The 15,162-nt window shown below is 67.8% G+C and carries 14 protein-coding genes; 5 read left to right on the top strand and 9 right to left on the bottom strand.

Annotated features, from left to right (window positions below; genetic code table 11):
* Positions 1–899: 899 nt before the first annotated feature.
* Positions 900–1,271, top strand: a complete 372-nt coding sequence (locus M2351_RS18305; RefSeq protein WP_264657549.1) for a c-type cytochrome — start codon at positions 900–902, stop codon at positions 1,269–1,271.
* A gap of 88 nt (positions 1,272–1,359) precedes the next feature.
* Here M2351_RS18305 and M2351_RS18300 read toward each other — a convergent pair whose 3' ends face one another.
* The 9 genes from M2351_RS18300 to M2351_RS18260 all read right to left on the bottom strand — a co-directional run bounded on the left by M2351_RS18300 (position 1,360) and on the right by M2351_RS18260 (position 10,866).
* Positions 1,360–2,364: an FAD:protein FMN transferase gene (locus tag M2351_RS18300; RefSeq protein WP_264657548.1), complete on the bottom strand. Its 1,005-nt coding sequence runs from the start codon at positions 2,362–2,364 to the stop codon at positions 1,360–1,362.
* Positions 2,365–2,367: 3 nt separating this feature from the next.
* Positions 2,368–2,928: a nitrous oxide reductase accessory protein NosL gene (locus tag M2351_RS18295; RefSeq protein WP_264657547.1), complete on the bottom strand. Its 561-nt coding sequence runs from the start codon at positions 2,926–2,928 to the stop codon at positions 2,368–2,370.
* A complete protein-coding gene (locus M2351_RS18290) occupies positions 2,925–3,758 on the bottom strand; it encodes an ABC transporter permease (RefSeq protein WP_264657546.1) in 834 nt (277 codons plus the stop codon). Before M2351_RS18290 ends, M2351_RS18295 begins: the two co-directional genes overlap by 4 nt.
* Positions 3,755–4,684, bottom strand: a complete 930-nt coding sequence (locus tag M2351_RS18285) for an ABC transporter ATP-binding protein (protein ID WP_264657545.1) — start codon at positions 4,682–4,684, stop codon at positions 3,755–3,757. The genes M2351_RS18290 and M2351_RS18285 overlap by 4 nt, the downstream gene beginning before the upstream one ends.
* On the bottom strand, positions 4,671–5,927 hold the full coding sequence (locus tag M2351_RS18280) for a nitrous oxide reductase family maturation protein NosD (protein WP_264657544.1): 1,257 nt from the start codon (positions 5,925–5,927) through the stop codon (positions 4,671–4,673). The genes M2351_RS18285 and M2351_RS18280 overlap by 14 nt, the downstream gene beginning before the upstream one ends.
* 25 nt (positions 5,928–5,952) lie before the next feature.
* Positions 5,953–7,932, bottom strand: a complete 1,980-nt coding sequence (gene nosZ / locus M2351_RS18275; RefSeq protein WP_264657543.1) for a TAT-dependent nitrous-oxide reductase — start codon at positions 7,930–7,932, stop codon at positions 5,953–5,955.
* A gap of 2 nt (positions 7,933–7,934) precedes the next feature.
* Complete coding sequence (locus M2351_RS18270) at positions 7,935–8,561, bottom strand: 4Fe-4S binding protein (protein ID WP_319801898.1); 627 nt, start codon at positions 8,559–8,561, stop codon at positions 7,935–7,937.
* A gap of 102 nt (positions 8,562–8,663) precedes the next feature.
* On the bottom strand, positions 8,664–9,632 hold the full coding sequence (locus M2351_RS18265; protein ID WP_264657542.1) for an IS5 family transposase: 969 nt from the start codon (positions 9,630–9,632) through the stop codon (positions 8,664–8,666).
* A 67-nt stretch (positions 9,633–9,699) separates the two neighbouring features.
* Positions 9,700–10,866: a hypothetical protein gene (locus M2351_RS18260; RefSeq protein ID WP_264657541.1), complete on the bottom strand. Its 1,167-nt coding sequence runs from the start codon at positions 10,864–10,866 to the stop codon at positions 9,700–9,702.
* Here M2351_RS18260 and M2351_RS18255 point away from each other — a divergent pair.
* From M2351_RS18255 to M2351_RS18245, 4 genes are all read left to right on the top strand, one after another.
* On the top strand, positions 10,865–11,212 hold the full coding sequence (locus tag M2351_RS18255) for a hypothetical protein (RefSeq protein ID WP_264657540.1): 348 nt from the start codon (positions 10,865–10,867) through the stop codon (positions 11,210–11,212). The two genes, M2351_RS18260 and M2351_RS18255, sit on opposite strands and share 2 nt — an antisense overlap.
* Positions 11,101–11,589, top strand: coding sequence for a hypothetical protein (locus M2351_RS45130; RefSeq protein ID WP_406567405.1), 489 nt, complete (start codon positions 11,101–11,103; stop codon positions 11,587–11,589). Before M2351_RS18255 ends, M2351_RS45130 begins: the two co-directional genes overlap by 112 nt.
* A gap of 124 nt (positions 11,590–11,713) precedes the next feature.
* On the top strand, positions 11,714–13,219 hold the full coding sequence (locus M2351_RS18250) for a tagaturonate reductase (protein ID WP_264657539.1): 1,506 nt from the start codon (positions 11,714–11,716) through the stop codon (positions 13,217–13,219).
* 470 nt (positions 13,220–13,689) lie between these two features.
* The gene (locus M2351_RS18245; protein WP_264657538.1) at positions 13,690–14,976 is read left to right on the top strand and encodes an MFS transporter; all 1,287 of its coding nucleotides are present in this window, start codon (positions 13,690–13,692) and stop codon (positions 14,974–14,976) included.
* Positions 14,977–15,162 lie beyond the last annotated feature (186 nt).

The following is a 15,162-nucleotide window of genomic DNA, read 5'->3' as shown; positions in this document are numbered from 1 at the left end:
GGTACCCGAAAGAGAGCCGTGGGGTTGACCGTGATCAAACCGTTCAGAGTGAGTCTGTCGCGCAATCGAGGCCGGTTCCTTCGCTGGAATGGAGGTGGGGCATGCTGGCACAATTGTTTCCAAAGGCCCTGACGAGGTTTGTCGCCATGGTCCCGGATACCCTGGCGTTTTGCGAGTATGAATGCAGAGCGACGTCCTGCACACTCGAGCAACTCGTCACTTGCGAGCGCCGGGCGCGCGGCTTTGCGGGGAGTGCCGCAGAGCGACGCCCCACCCTAGCGCGCCACGGCGATCACAGCGGCAACATCCAACGACAATGCCCATTGCCGCTGGGTGAAGTGGTGAAATCCGGTCCTTGAGGAACCAATGCCCGCGCACATTCTGCGGGCCCCATATGGACTATGCCGCTGATGGGCGGTGCGTCGATAGCCCCGAGGCATTCTCTTGGGAATGGACGGCGAGCACCATTCCCGGACGACTGGTCCTCCGTGCCGCTGCCGGTGCCTCACCGGCGCCGCCGCGCGACACGCTGTGCGTCCCCGCGCGGCGCGCTCGTCGCGACACACCCGCCATCAGAGTCGCCCGAGCCGCCCCAATGTCGAAAACTCGGCCGACATGCCCGACGTACGATGCCGGATGGCGGAGACCGCAGCCACCTTGCCGTCGGCACGACACCTCGCTCCACCTTAGCTCGTCGTTCGCGACTGACGATCGCGTGGAACGGAAACGGCGGAATGATGTTCCCGTACTGGCCCGCGTCTTCCAAGATCGCATGGCACTGCGGGAACGCTGATCCCGCGCTGGCCACGGGGCCTTGTCACGGAAGCCTCCGTGTCGTAGCCCCTCCCCATTGATGGAGCCGCCGGCCAATGTCGTGTTCACAACCTGAGGAAACCAAAATGAAGCGCGCGTTTGCCGTGTTTGCTCTCGGGCTGATCGCGTCGTTCCCCAGCGTCGCCTCTGCGCAGGACGCCGAGGCCGGTGAGAAGGTGTTCAACCAGTGCAAGGCGTGCCACACCATCGATGCCGGCGGCCCGAACCGCGTCGGCCCGAATCTGCACGGCGTCGTCGGCCGCAAGTCCGGTTCGCACGAGGGCTTCAACTACTCCGACGCCATGAAGAAAGCGGAGATCACCTGGGACGAGGCCAGCCTGGACAAGTACCTGACCGACCCGAAGGCCGCCATTCCCGGCAACAAAATGGCGTTCGCCGGCGTGAAGAACGAGCAGGCCCGCAAGGATCTCATCGCCTATCTGAAAAAGAACAGCTGAGCGGTTCGTCCGCCTGGCACAGGAGCGCACCCGCCGGCTCTGGCCAGCGGGTGCCTCAAACGATCGGTCGGGCGGCCTGACCCCAGCATCACGGTCCCGCACGGCGCTCATCGATCATAGCTCCCCCATACACCACAGTTTTGTTCGGAGGAATCGTGATCCACGCCCCGACCCCCGGACATCGCTCCAGGAACTCCTGGGCGTGTTCCGGGGGCAGCACGGCCAGAGCCGTCGACAGCGCGTCGGCCAGGGTTGCCGTCGGTGCCCTCACGGTCACGGCCACAACCCCGTTGGCGCTGTGCCCGGTCGCCGGGTCGAAGATGTGGTGACACAACGGGCTGAACCGCGTCCCGTAGCCGCCGGAGGTGGCGACGGCGCCATCCTGGATCGGCATCGTCGCGGCGATGCGCCCCGGTTCCATCGGGTCCTCCAGACCGATGCGCCATGGACGCCCATCCCACTGCGGCCCGAGGGCCCGCACCTCACCAAAATCGGCCAGCACGTGCGTCAGGCCAGCCGCGCGCAAGCGATCGGCGAGGCGGTCGGTGATGTAGCCCTGGGCGATGCCGTTCAGCGTCACGGCCATGCCTGGGCGCTCGAACGCGATGCGGTCGGGAGCAACGCGCACCTGGCGGTAATCGACCAGCGTCCGGGCGGCGGCGACCCTGTCCTCTGGCGGGCCCGCCGGATCGGCGTCCGCAGCCGCGAAGTGGCGGGCGTGCAGTTCCCACAGTGGCTGCACCGTGATGTCGAAGGCGCCGCCGCTCAGGTCGCCGTAGCGCTTGGCCTCGGTCAGCAGGACGACGAGGTCCAATGGCGGTGCCTCGAGCGCGCCGCCACGATTTAGGCGGCACAGCGCAGAGTCCGGGCGGCACAAGCTGAAGACGCCCTCCAGCCGCTCGAGTTCGGCGAGACAGTCGGCGATCAGCCGCCACGCCAGCGCCTCGTCGGGGTGGTCGAGGCGCAGCAGCGCCTCGGCGCCGAGCGCCGTGCCGCGCCATTCGACCCGTGGGACGGCGGCGCGGGCCGACGGAGCGGTCGCCAGAGCGGCCGAGGCCGCGGTGATGGTCAGGAAGCGGCGGCGGGTCAGCATGGCTCAGTGCCCTTGCCCGTGTCCGGAATGCGCGTCGTGCGGTGGCGGCGCGGCCGCTGCCGCGGCGGCGGAGCGGTCGTCGCCCAGGATGTAGTCATGCGGGACGTCGGCGAAGCCGACGACCCGGCCGCCGTTGTCGTGGGCGAAGGCGTCGGCGGCCTCGCGGGCGGAGAAGGGAACCGCTTCCGGCTGGCCCATGCCGCCCAGGCGCCGGCTGCCGATGACGTAGAGCGCCGTATGGGCGTCGATCCAGCTTTGCGGTCCGGGGTCCTGCCAGCTCTGCGCCCGCCCGATGTCCTGGACGTAGATGGCGCGGAGGTCCTTGGGTTCCTCCGGGAGCAGTGTAAAGGCAATGGTGTCGCGCACCGAGGAGAACCAGTAGGGCTGGTCGCGGTCCTTGACGAAGATCTGCCCCTTCGGCCCGGCGTGGTCGAGGACGGTCATGTGGTCGTAGTAGCCAATCGCGTCCTGGGTCAGCGCCGCCGGCGGCGGCGGGGCCGGCGCCTTCTCCTCGCCGCAGGCGGCGAGAACAAGCGCGAGCAGGACCGGAAGAGCACGCCTCACAACTGCCTCCTGTGGAAGACGGCCTGGGCGAGGAGCAGCGGCACCAGCACCCAGGCCAGGAGCGCGGCCATCAGGGCGAACGGGCTGACCGGCGCCTGTCCGCTCGCCCCGGCCATGCCGGAGAACTGCCGCACCCCCTCGAGGCCGGTCAGGTTAAACAGCCGGAACGCGTCGGCCGGATTGAGCAGCAACAGCCAACCGAACGTCTCCGCCGACACCCCCTTGCCCTCGGTCGCCGCGAGATAGCCGAGCAGGCCGAGGTCGTACAGCAACACGAAGACCAGCCAGACCGCGATGGCCAGCCCGGCCGCGGTCGCCCGCTCGCGCACCAGCCCGCTCAGCAGGTAGCCGATGGACAGGAACACCGCGCCGAGCAGAATGGACGAGGCGATCAGCGCCCCCATGGCCTGCCAATCCTCCGCGCCGGTGCCCGGCGCGGCGTAGGCGACGGCGGCGGCGGCCACGCCGTAGCCGACCCCGGTGGCGATGGCAATCAGCGCCGCGTGGCCGAGGAACTTGCCGGCAACGATCTCCCAGCGCGCCACCGGGTAGGCCAGCAGCAGCAGCATGGTGCCGCGCTCGATCTCGCCGACCAGCGCGTCGTAGGCCAGCAGCAGCGCGATCAGCGGCACCAGGAAGATCGTCAGGCTGGCCAGGCTGACCACGGTGACGGCAAGCCGCGAGGCGGCGACGTTGCTGCCGGTCGGCGCGGCGCCGAGAAAGGCGAGGCCCAGGGCCAACGCCGCCATCAGCAGCGTGGTGGCCAGGACCCAGCGGTTGCGCAGCCCGTCCCGCACCTCCTTCCAGGCGATGGCGAGAACGGTGGTCATGCCGGGGCTCCTTCGCTCAGCGGCCGCCCGGTGAAGCTGGCGTAGACGTCGTCGAGGCTGGGCGGAACCACCTCCACGTCCGCGACCCGATCGCCCAAGCCGGCGATGGCGCGCAGCACGTCCATCTTGTCGCGCGCCGGGCAGGCCGGCCCCACCTCGCCCGGCACCCGTTCGAAGACGAGCGCGCCGAAATGGTCCGCCACGGTCGCGGCGTCGCCGTTGACCACCCGCAAGCGGAAGCGCACCGGAAGGCCGGCCTGCTCGCGCAGGTCGCCCAGCGTGCCGAGCCCGACCAGGTGGCCCTGGTTCATGATGGCGATGTGGTCGGTCCGCTCCTCCAGCTCGGTCAGCAGATGGGAGGACAGCAGCACCGCCGTGCCCTGCGCCTTCAGCTCGGCGATGATGCCGTAAAAGCTCTGCCGCAGCTCCGGGTCGAGGCCGGTGGTCGGCTCGTCGAGCAGCAGCAGCCGTGGCGCGCCGAGCAGCGCCTGGGCCAGCCCGAGGCGCTGGCGCATGCCCTTGGAATAGGTGCCGACGCGCCGCCCGGCCGCGTCCGCCAACCCGACGCGGGCCAGCAGGGCGCGGCACTCCTCGGCCGGGCGGCGCTTCACGCGCGCGTAGAAGCGCAGCGTCTCCCACCCGGTCATCGCCTCGTAGAAGGCGACGCTCTCGGGCAAGAAGCCGACCGAGCGGCGGACGTCGGCCGCCGCTTCGGCCGGGTCGCGGCCGAGCACGCGCACCTCTCCGCCGTCCGGGCGCACGAGACCCAGCATCATCTTCATGAGCGTCGTCTTGCCCGCGCCGTTGTGGCCGAGCAGGGCCAGCCGCTCACCGGCGGCCAGCGCCAAGGTCACCCCATGCACCACGGTGCGGTCGCCGTAGCGCTTTGTGAGACCGTCGAGAATGACCGCGTCAGCTTCCTTCACGGGCGAGGTCCTCCTGACGCCAGCCCGGCTTGCGCTCAGGCGGGCGCATCAACGGGGCGGAGTCCACCACCCCGCCGGGGGTGATGGCCGGGAACTGCGACTGCGCCCAGCGCACCACCTGGACCGCCGGGCTGTTGAGCAGCAGCTTGGCCAGCGGCACCGACCAGACGACGCGGTCGACCACGTCGTTGGGCCGGTAGGCGGTGTCGGCGATGCCGTCGCCGTTCAGGTCGAAGGCCGGGTTGTCGCTCCAGTAATTGCCGCGTCCGCGCTCAGACCACTCAAGGTCGCGGGTTCCGACATATTTCACCTGCGTGCGGTTGCCGATGAAGGCGTTGCCGGTGATGCGGTTGCGCTCCGAGCCGGCGGTGAAATGCACGCCGATGTCGCAGCCCTCGAACCGGTTGTCGGCGATGCGGTTGTTGTTGGCGTTGTAGATGAAGACGCACTTTTCGCCGCCTTTGCGGATGACATTGCCCTCCACCACCGACTCGTTGGCGAAGTTGAACATCAAGCCGTGGTTGCGGTCGCCTTCAGAGAGGTTGTCGCGCACCAGCAGGCGCGACGAGTACATCAGCGCGTAGCCGACGTCGTTGCCGTAGGAGGCGTTGCGGCTGACCTCACTGTCGTTGGTGTACATGTAGTGAACGGCGAAGCGGACGTTGGTGAAGCGGTTGCCGGAAAAGACGTTGCGCTTGCTCGAGGTGGTGAAGATGCCGTCGCGCCCGAAGCTGATGTCGTTGTCGATGATCTTGGCGCCGGGCGCGTTCCACACCTGCACACCGTTGCCGCGTTGGTTGACGCGGATGTCCTTGCGCCCGACGATGGTGTTGCGGCGGACGACCGACTGCGCGGCGCCCCAGACGTAGACGCCGATCAGGTTGTCCTCGAGGCGGTTATGCTCGACCGTCGTTCCGGCGGCCTTCCTGTCGAGGAAGACGCCGGAATCCTGGGCTTCGAGGTTGAGCCCGGAGTTGCGGACCTCCAGTGCGCGAATGGTGACGCCCGGAGCGGTCACCTTGATGGTGCTCCCCTGCCCTCGCCCATCGACCACCGCCCCTGGCAGTCCTTCGAGGGTCACCGCCTTGTCGACAATCACCGGGCCGGCGTGGACGCCTGGCTCCAGGCGCAGCACGTCGCCGTCGGACGCCGCGGCGATGGCCTGGGCCAGCCCTCCGCCGGGCACGACGTCGACGGTGCCCGCCACCGCCCCGAGAGGGATGGCGGCGAGCGCTAGGATCACAGCAAGGGCCAACCTTGCCATCGGCTTAGGCCGAGCGCGGCTCGACGAGCATGCGCCCGCGCATCTCCATGTGCAGGGCATGGCAAAACCACGTGCAGTAGAACCAGTGCACGCCCGGCCGGTCGGCGACGAAGGTCACCGACTGCGTCGCCTGAGCGTCGATGCCGAAGCTGATCCCGTAGTTCGAGATGCAGAAGCCGTGGCTCAGGTCCTCGACATCGTCGAGGTTGGTGATGATGATCGTCACCTCCTCGCCCTGCTTCACGGTGAATTTCTCCAGGCTGAAGCTTGGCGCTACGGTGGTCATGTAGACGCGCACCTTGTCGCCCTTGCGGTAGACGCCGGAGGCATCCTCCAGCGTGACGCCGTCCTCCTTGGCCCATTGCCGGGCCTGCTCCCACATCGGGTCGTTGCGGTCCCAGACGTGCTTTGGGCTGATCTTGGAGCGGTGGATGATCGTCGCGTCGTGCGGCTCGGCGAAGGACGGGCTGTCGTGCACCAGCTTCATCTCATCGCCGGAGATGTCGATCAGCTGGTCGTTCTCGGGCTTCAGCGGGCCGGAGTTGAGGAAGCGGTCCTTGGAGAACTTGTTGAGCGAGATGAGCCACTTGCCGTCGGCCTCCTTGGTCTGGCCCATGGAGGTGTGGTTGTGGCCCGGCTGGTAATGGACGTCGAGCTTCTGGATGATCGGGTCGACCTTCTCGCCCTTGTAGGCGCGGATCGCCTTGTCGATGTTCCACTTGCAGACCTGGCTGTCGATGAACAGCGTGGCGTAGGCGTTGCCGCGGCCGTCGTAGGCGGTGTGCAGCGGCCCGAGGCCGAGCTGCGGTTCGGCGACGATGACGTCGCGCGGCTGGATTTTGTCGTCGAACAGGTCGTCGAGCTTGGTCACGTCCATCACCGACACCGTCGGCGACAGCTTGCCGTTGATCACGACGTGGCGCTGGTCGGGAGCGGTGTTGATGCCGTGTGGGCTGTTGGAGATCGGGATGTAGCGGGTGAGCGGCGAGCCGTGCCGGCCGTTGACCACCGGGACGCCGTTCATCATCTGCGCCTGCCCGGCCTTCACCGCATCCTCGATGCGCTTGATGTTGAAGACGACGACCCAGTCCTGCTCCTTGGCCGTCATCTCCCCGGTGTTCATGCCCATTTCGGAGTTGTAGCAGGTCGAGAAGCAATACTTGCCCTGGTAGTCGGCGTCGACGTTGTCGAGGTTGCCGTCAACGATGACCTGCCAAGCCACCTTCATGCTGTCGACGTCAACGGCGGTGAAGATCGCCAGGTACTTCGACGGATCATCGAGAACCTTGCCGTCGTTGGGGATCGGTGCTTCGTGCTCGCCGTTGGCGAAGATGTAGCCGGTCTTCGGGTACTTCTGCAGGCGCAGGCCGTGGATGTCGTGGGCGTTCGGCACCTCGATGATCTTGTCGCACTTCATGACGTCGGCGCGGATGCGGCAGATGCGCGTGTTGGCCTTATCGTTGGCGATGATGTAGCGGCCGTCGTAGGTACCATCGGTGAAGGTCATGTGCGGGTGGTGCAGATCGCCGTTCTGGTAGGTGCCGCCGCGGCTCTTCAGAAACTCCCGGGTCTCCGGCAGCAGATCCTGGGTCAGCACCTGCAGGCTCTCGTTGGTCTGCCCCCAGCCAGTGGCGCTGTCGCGGTTGAAGACGGGGACGCGCATGAGCTCGCGCATGGAGGGCAGCCCGTACAGGCGCAGCTCGCCGGACTGGCCGCTGGAGAACAGCACGTAGTACTCGTCGAGCTGGCCGGGCTCGATCGCCGCGCTCTGGGCCCCGCGCGTGCCACCGGACGCCGTCGTCGCGGCCTGCGCCTCGGGCGCGCCGGGGCGCAGCGCCAGCCCACCCCCGGCGACGCCGGCTCCGGCCAGCCCCGCAAGCGTGGCGAGCTTGGCCGTTCCGCCGAGCAGGTCGCGGCGCGAGACGTCGCCGGTCGTGCCACCCGTCTGCGTGGACGCGTCCTTCGAGGTGTCGTCCTTCGACATAATCAGGATCCTCCTTGGTCTTTGGGGGGCCGCACCGGCGGGGCGGCAACGATGCCGCCAGCGACCAGCGGGTTGTTCGGATCGTCACTCTGGCTCAGAGGCGGGTCGGTGACGTGCTTGGGCAGAGCCGGCTTCATGGCCTGGGCGCGCTCGCGTTTGAGCCGGCGCTGGATCATGTGCGGGCAGCGGTGGTCGTCCCAGTACAGGGTCTGGCAGTGCATGCAGGAGATGCACTCGTTGGGATTGATGTTGCCTTCCGGATGGATGCTTTGGACCGGGCACTCGACGCCGCAGCGCTGACACGGCGAGCCGCACTCCTTGTGCCGCTTCAGCCACTCGAACATGCGCAGGCGGGCCGGAATGGCCAGCGCCGCCCCGAGCGGGCACAGGTAGCGGCAGTAGAAGCGCTCGATGAACAGGTTGGCGGCGAGCAACGCGCCGACGTACAGCACGAACGGCCAGTCGCGGGCGAACTTGAGGATGATGGCCGTCTTGAACGGCTCCTCCTCGGCCAGCACCTCGGCCTGCGCCAGCGAGTGCAGCGAGACAGCGAACAGCCCGAGGAAGACGATGTACTTGATCGGCCACAGCCGCTCGTGCAGCCCCCAGGGCAGCCGCAGCTGCGGCACGCGGAGCGCGCGCCGCCATGTTGACGAACTCCTGCAGCGCGCCGAACGGGCCTTGTTGCACAAATCGGGGTGCGGCCAGATTGTCCCCCGGTGTTGCGGTGTTCAGGACACCTTTTGGAAGATCGGCCGACCGAGGCTGGTCATTCGGTTGATCACGGCGCAGGCGATGCGAGCTTCCACCTTCTGGGCGGACAGACTCCGAGCCCGCAGGCTGCGGCCGATCAACACTTTGTACCGGTAGAACGCGGTTTCCACGAGCGAGCGCTTGCCGTAGCCGACGGCACGCTGCCACCCCAGGCGGCCCTTCTCGGCAATCATCCGGATGTGATGGTCGCGCTGAGTTGGAGCCACCTCGGCCGTGCCACTCGGGACGGCCGTGGAGCGCGGCGGGATGATCACCCTGGCGTCGGGTTGGCGTTCAGCGACGGTCCGATATACGGGATCGCCATCGTACGCGCCGTCAGCCAGAACCGCCCTGATCGGGGCGGCAATCTGATCGAGCAAGGGGCCGACCTGCGAGGCATCACCCTCGTCCGTGGTGGTCAGCTCCGCCGCGAGAATGTCGCCGTGATCCGGATCCACGGCGATGTGCAGCCGCCGCCAGGTACGGTGCGGTTTCCCACCATGTTTCTCGTGCTGCCATTCGCCCGCCCCAAAGACCTTCAGGCCCGAGGAGTCGATGATCACGCTCACCGCTCCATTTGGTACCTTCAACGCCGTCGTCAGCGCCAGGCGCGCACTGCGCCGGGCCAGGGTTGTGTGGTCTGGAACCGGCAGGTCGAGACCAAGCAGTTGCATGATGGAGCGCAGTAGCCCCTCGGTCTGGCGCCACGGCCGGCCCATGGCCAAGCGCAACATGACAGCGGTTTCGACGGCGAGGTCCGCGTAGGCCGGCGGTCGGCCGCGTTTGCCTGTCTTGGCTGGCGTCCACGCCTCCAGCGCCTCCGGCGTGATCCAGACGGTCAAGCTGCCGCGCTGCTGCAGAGCCCGATCATACGCCGGCCAATTCGCGACCTTGTACTTGGCCTTCGGGATGTGATGACGACGTGGCTCGTTGTGCTTGTAGGGCATGCGCGCTCTCGGCAACGGGGCATACCTCTATACCCGTCCATCGCCCGTTCAGCCGCCGTTTCCCGATTTATGCGCCAAAGCCCCACCACACCAGATGGTGCTGCACGGCGACCAGCCGGTGCTGCTCGTCGGTGACGCAGATCAGGCGGCGGAGATGGCGCTCGGCGTGAACCCAACAGAGCGCGTGCGTGAAGACGTCGAACTGCCCGGCATCGTCGGAGACGATCACGGTGTCGCTCAGCAGCCCGCGCTCGGTGATCGCCCCGATCACGGCGGCTTCGGTGACGGCGCGCCGCTGGCCGCCGATGTCCACGCTTGCCAGATGCGCCTCCCAGGTCGGCGGGTCGGCAAAGCGGCGGTGCTCATGCTCCACCAGGGTGGCGATCACCGCCTCGGGCACCTTGTGGTCGATCATGTAAGCTTCGGCGGCGGCGTTGATCACGTAGTCGGGCCGCCCGGCGCGCAGCAGCTCCAGGAAATTCAAGCGGCTCTTGGAGGGCCGGGTGGCGAACCAGGCGAAACGCTCATCGCCGATGTGGGTGGTGGTCTGGGTGGCGCGGGCATGGCGGGCGCCGGTGTCGTCCACCGTCACCCAGAGCGCGGTGGCCAGCCTGGCGTCCAGGATGGCGTCCTTCTCCGCATGGAAGGCCGCATTGTCAGCGTTCAGCAAGGCAATCACTTGCCCCTTGGAGATGCGCAGCCCGAGCGCGAGCAGCTGGATGAGCAGGCGTTCGGTGGTGACCTGCCCCTGGACGTGCTGCATCAGCACGAAGCGCACCACGCCGGGGCCGAAATGGCCGCTGACCTCCTCGGGCAAGGGAGCGACGATCGGTCGGCCGTCCGGGGTGAGCCAGCGTTCTCGGCGGTAGCGGATGATGCGCGGCGTCAGTGCGAGATCCTGGACGGTGTAGGTTTCGTAGCCCTTGCGCTTTGAGCCCACCGGCACCGCCACCGTGAGGGTGCGCTCCTCGGTTGCCGGCGGGGTGCGCTTGCCGCCTTTGCGCTTCTGCCGGCGCGCCGCCTTGACCTTGGAGCGCTTGTCCGGATCCGTGGCCTTGTCCATGCCGCCCGGCGCCAGGTTCGGGCGCTTGGGCAGTCCCTTGAGCCGGGCGTTCTCCTCGCGCAACGCCCGGTTCTCGTCCTCCAGCGCCGACACCCGGACCAGAAGCTCCGCCACCAGGCGCTTCAGGTCGTCCAGGGAGAGGGCATCAAGGTCGAGCAGCGGTGTCGGCATGACCGGAGAGCAGCTGGGGGACGCTCGCCAGAACAGCTGCCGACGCTTCCCGTCACCCCCAACCCGATACCAACCGCCCGGTCTTTTTGACCACGTACTCAACGGCCAGATCTCCGGCATCGGCACGGCGCCGAAGTTCGAGGCCAAGGACGCCGCCAAGCACGTCCTCGCCGACCACACTCTCACAGGGCTGGAGGGGGCCGAGCGCGGCTCGCTGCTGCGCTTCCGGCTGAGGTGGCTGGAAGGCACCCTGAAGGACACCACGGTCGTTGCGGCCGGCCACCGGGTGGTGCACGGCGGCACCCACGCGACGTCGGCGCCCGCTTCGTCGTCAGCCCCGGCCTGACCGACCGGCTGGGCGAGGCCGCCAAGGCCGTCGGCCTGCCCTATCTGCCGGGCACCGCCACGGTGACCGAGGCGCCGATCGCCTACGAGCACGGATTCCGCGAGCTGAAGTTCTTCCCCGCCATGCTCAACGGCGGCGCCCCGGCGCTCAAGGGCATGGCCCCGCTCCTCCCGGACATCCGCTTCTGCCCCACCCGGCGGCATCAAGGCGGAGAATGTCCGCGAGATTCTGCCCCTGCCCAATGTCTTCGCCCTCGGCGGCACCGGGCTATCCCCGACCGACGCCGTCAAGCAGCGCCGCTGGGCCGACATCGAGCGCCTCGCCCGCGGGGCCACCGCCCTCGCCACGCCCAATCCCTGAGGCGGGACCGTTCTTGACCTAGCTCATTTCGCCCCCCGGCCACTCGCGCCTAGAGTGCGGATCGAACTGATATATTAAAATACAGCGGCTGCGCGCCAGGGACGCCGTGCTCGAACCGCCGTGTGGCTTTAGGAGCTCCCCATGTCTCTCCTCTCCCGTGACCGTCTCGCCGGCGGCTCGCTCGACGTCGCGCACACCGCCGGCGCGCCGGTGCTTCCCGTCACCATCCTGCAGGTGGGCGACGGCAACTTCCTGCGCGGCTTCGTCGACTGGATGGTGGACGTCGCCAACGGCCAAGGCCTGACGCAGGCCGGCGTGGCGGTGGCCCAGCCGCTGGCCCAGGGCATTGCCGGCCTGCTGAAGGCGCAGGACGGCCTCTACACCGTCCTGCTGCGCGGCCTCGAAAAGGGGCAGGAGGTCGAGGACCGGCGTGTGGTCAGCTGCGTGTCCGACGCGCTGAACCCTTATCCCGACTGGGGCCGCATGCTCGATCACGCCACCTCACCGGCGCTGCGCTTCGTCGTCTCGAACACCACCGAGGCCGGCATCGCCGACGTCGAGGAGCCCTACACTCCCAGCGCCTGCCAGCAGAGCTTCCCGGCCAAGGTGGCGGCCCTGCTGTACGCCCGCTTCAAGGTGCTGGGCGGCACGGCCGAGACCGGCCTGGTCTTCCTGCCCTGCGAGCTGATCGAGGCGAATGGCACCAACCTCAAGCGCATTGTGCTGGCGCACGCCAAGCGCTGGGGGCTGGAACCAGGTTTCGCCGCCTGGGTCGAGGCGCACAACCACTTCCTGAACACGCTGGTCGATCGCATCGTCCCCGGCTACCCGCGCGACGAGGCCCCTGAACTGGCCGCCAAGTGGGGCTACGAGGACACGCTGGCCGTCGCCGGCGAGCCCTTCCACGTCTGGGTCATCGAAGGCCCGGCGGCCCTGGCCGAGGAGTTCCCGCTGCACAAGGCCGGCCTGAACGTGGTGTGGACCGACGACCTGAAGCCCTACCGCAGCCGCAAGGTGCGCATCCTGAACGGCGCCCACACCGCAAGCGCGCTGGCCGCCTATGGCGCGGGCATCGACACGGTCAAGGGCATGATGGACGACGCCACCCTGTCGGCCTACCTGTCCAAGGTGATGTTCGAGGAGATCGTCCCCTGCGTGCCGCTGCCCGAGGCCGAGCGCCAGGACTACGCCCGCACAATCATGGAGCGGTTCGGCAACCCGTACATCCGGCACGAGCTGATCTCGATCGCCCTGAACTCCGTGTCGAAGTGGGCCGTGCGCGTGCTGCCCAGCCTGAAGGACGCGGTGGCCGCCAGGGGTGAGGCGCCGGAGGGGCTGTCCTTCTCGCTGGCCGCACTGCTGCGCTTCTACCAGGGCATACTGACGGACGGCGCCTACACCGGCACGCGCGACGCCGGGGCCTACCCGATCCACGACGACGCGGCGGTGATCGCGGCCATGGCCGCGGCCTGGGCGGCGCACGACAACGACCCCGCGGCGCTGGTCAACACGGTGCTGGCCGACGCCCGGCTGTGGGGCGAGGACCTGACCCGCATCCCCGGGCTCGCCGTCCGCACCGCCGCCCACCTCGCCGCCATCCAGGCCAAGGGAATGCGCGGCGCCCTCGCGGACCTGCTCGCCAGGTAAGCCGTTCCGTCCATCTCTCGGAAAAGCCCTTTTCTGTCACGGGAATGGGCTTTTCACATTTTCGAGGCCCGACCTTCCGTTGTCCGGCTCGACGAGAGCAATGGCATTTCGCACGACATCGGTTATTGCAGTCCGTTTGACTTAGGTCATGCCGATGACGCACCGCGCGATGCATTGTTCCGCTCGTGCGATAAAGCACTCAGCCCCCGATCCGAAAAGGTGGAACATTTTGGCTCTTCCAAAAGCTGACCAAAATCGCCGTTGCGAGCGGGACTGATATACTAGTATAATTACCTTAAGGATTGGCCCGCTCCGAATCGGAACGACGGGCCCGATCGCAGCGCTGCGAAGCCTCAGGCCCAAAGCGCTCTGGACAGTCGGGAGCCGAACGCCGGCTCCACGATCAAACACCCCACCAAGCGCAGTGGCGTGCAGGGTCCTCCGACCCGCAACACGCAAGCGAGGCGAACATGAAAAAAATCCGTGGTTTGCGTTGGCAGATCCTCGCCCTGGTCATGCTCGGCACGATCGTCAACTACATCGACCGCAACACGCTGGGCATCCTCGCTCCGACTTTGAAGGAACAACTGCACTTCACGACCGAGGAGTATTCCTTCGTCGTCAGCGCCTTCCAGCTCTGCTACAGCCTGATGCAGCCGGTCGCCGGCTACATCACCGACCTGATCGGCCTGAAGCTCGGCTACTTCATGTTCGCCTTCCTGTGGGGCACCGCCGCCGCTCTGCACGCCCTCGCCGGCGGCTGGCAGTCGATGGCCTTCTTCCGCGGCCTGCTGGGCGTGTCCGAGGCCGCCGCCATGCCCTCGGGCGTGAAAACCTCGACCCTGTGGTTCCCGGCCAAGGAGCGTTCCATCGCCACGGGCTGGTTCAACACCGGCAGCTCGGTCGGTGCCATGGTCGCCCCGCCGCTGGTCATCTGGCTGTCGGTCAGCTACAGCTGGCAGATCGCCTTCGTCGTCACCGGCCTGATGGGGGTGGCGATGTCGCTGATCTGGGTGTCGCTGTACCGCAACCCGGAGAACCACCCTCGCCTGACCAAGGACGAGCACGCCTACATCCTGGACGGCCAGCAGCAGACCCAGCTCGCCAAGCCGTCGGTGAAGAAGGTTCTGGGCAAGCGCAGGTTCTGGGCGATCGCCGCCGCCCGCTTCCTGACGGAGCCGGCTTGGCAGACCTTCAGCTTCTGGATCCCGCTGTACATGGTCAGCACCCGGGGCATGGACATCAAGCAGTTCGCCCTGTTCGCCTGGCTGCCCTTCCTGTTCGGTGACCTGGGCTGCATCCTGTCCGGCTACCTGTCGCCCTTCTTCGCCAAGCGCTTCAAGATGACGCTGGTCAACTCCCGCATCGCCGGCGTCGGCATCGGTGCAGTGTGCATGATCGGCCCGGCGCTGATCGGCCTGTCGACCAGCCCGATCACCGCGATCTTCCTGTTCTCCATGGGTGCCTTCGCCCACCAGATGCTGTCGAGCCTGCTCTACGCCCTGGTCACCGACACGTTCGAGAAGCAGGAGGTCGCCACGGCGACGGGCTTCGGCGGCATGGCCGGCTACCTCGGCGGCATGATCTTCTCGCTGATCATCGGCCAGCTCGCCAACACCATCGGGTACGAGCCGCTGTTCGCCTGCCTCTCGGTCTTCGACCTGACCGCCTTCGCGATCATCGCCCTGATGCTGGGCCAGCGCGGCGCGGGCAAAGCCGCGACCGCGACGCCGCTGAACCCCGCCGCAGCCGAGTGACCGGCGCATCCCGAAACGCCGTGCCCTTGGGCTCCCCGGGGCACGGCGTTTTGTTGACGTGCCAAGGCACGTGCCACCCACAGGGCCAGCCAGCTCGGCCGGCCGCCACGGGTGGTCCGCGGAGCCGCGCACCAGGCCTGGATGGTATCCTCACTGACCCAGATCGTCAGGGCACAGACTGACCTC

It is taken from the genome of Azospirillum canadense, assembly GCF_025961225.1.
GTDB lineage: Bacteria > Pseudomonadota > Alphaproteobacteria > Azospirillales > Azospirillaceae > Azospirillum > Azospirillum canadense.
Note: the sequence above shows the minus strand (reverse complement) of the source record. Positions and strands in the feature narration are given on the sequence as shown.

Excerpts from the sequence above, each read along its gene's own strand:
- M2351_RS18305 (WP_264657549.1), top strand. The coding sequence starts at position 900 with ATGAAGCGCGCGTTTGCCGTGTTTGCTCTCGGGCTGATCGCGTCGTTC.
- M2351_RS18300 (WP_264657548.1), bottom strand. The coding sequence starts at position 2,364 with ATGCTGACCCGCCGCCGCTTCCTGACCATCACCGCGGCCTCGGCCGCT.
- M2351_RS18290 (WP_264657546.1), bottom strand. The coding sequence starts at position 3,758 with ATGACCACCGTTCTCGCCATCGCCTGGAAGGAGGTGCGGGACGGGCTG.
- nosZ (WP_264657543.1), bottom strand. The coding sequence starts at position 7,932 with ATGTCGAAGGACGACACCTCGAAGGACGCGTCCACGCAGACGGGTGGC.
- M2351_RS18265 (WP_264657542.1), bottom strand. The coding sequence starts at position 9,632 with ATGCCCTACAAGCACAACGAGCCACGTCGTCATCACATCCCGAAGGCC.
- M2351_RS18255 (WP_264657540.1), top strand. The coding sequence starts at position 10,865 with ATGACCGGAGAGCAGCTGGGGGACGCTCGCCAGAACAGCTGCCGACGC.
- M2351_RS18260 (WP_264657541.1), bottom strand. The coding sequence starts at position 10,866 with ATGCCGACACCGCTGCTCGACCTTGATGCCCTCTCCCTGGACGACCTG.
- M2351_RS18250 (WP_264657539.1), top strand. The coding sequence starts at position 11,714 with ATGTCTCTCCTCTCCCGTGACCGTCTCGCCGGCGGCTCGCTCGACGTC.
- M2351_RS18245 (WP_264657538.1), top strand. The coding sequence starts at position 13,690 with ATGAAAAAAATCCGTGGTTTGCGTTGGCAGATCCTCGCCCTGGTCATG.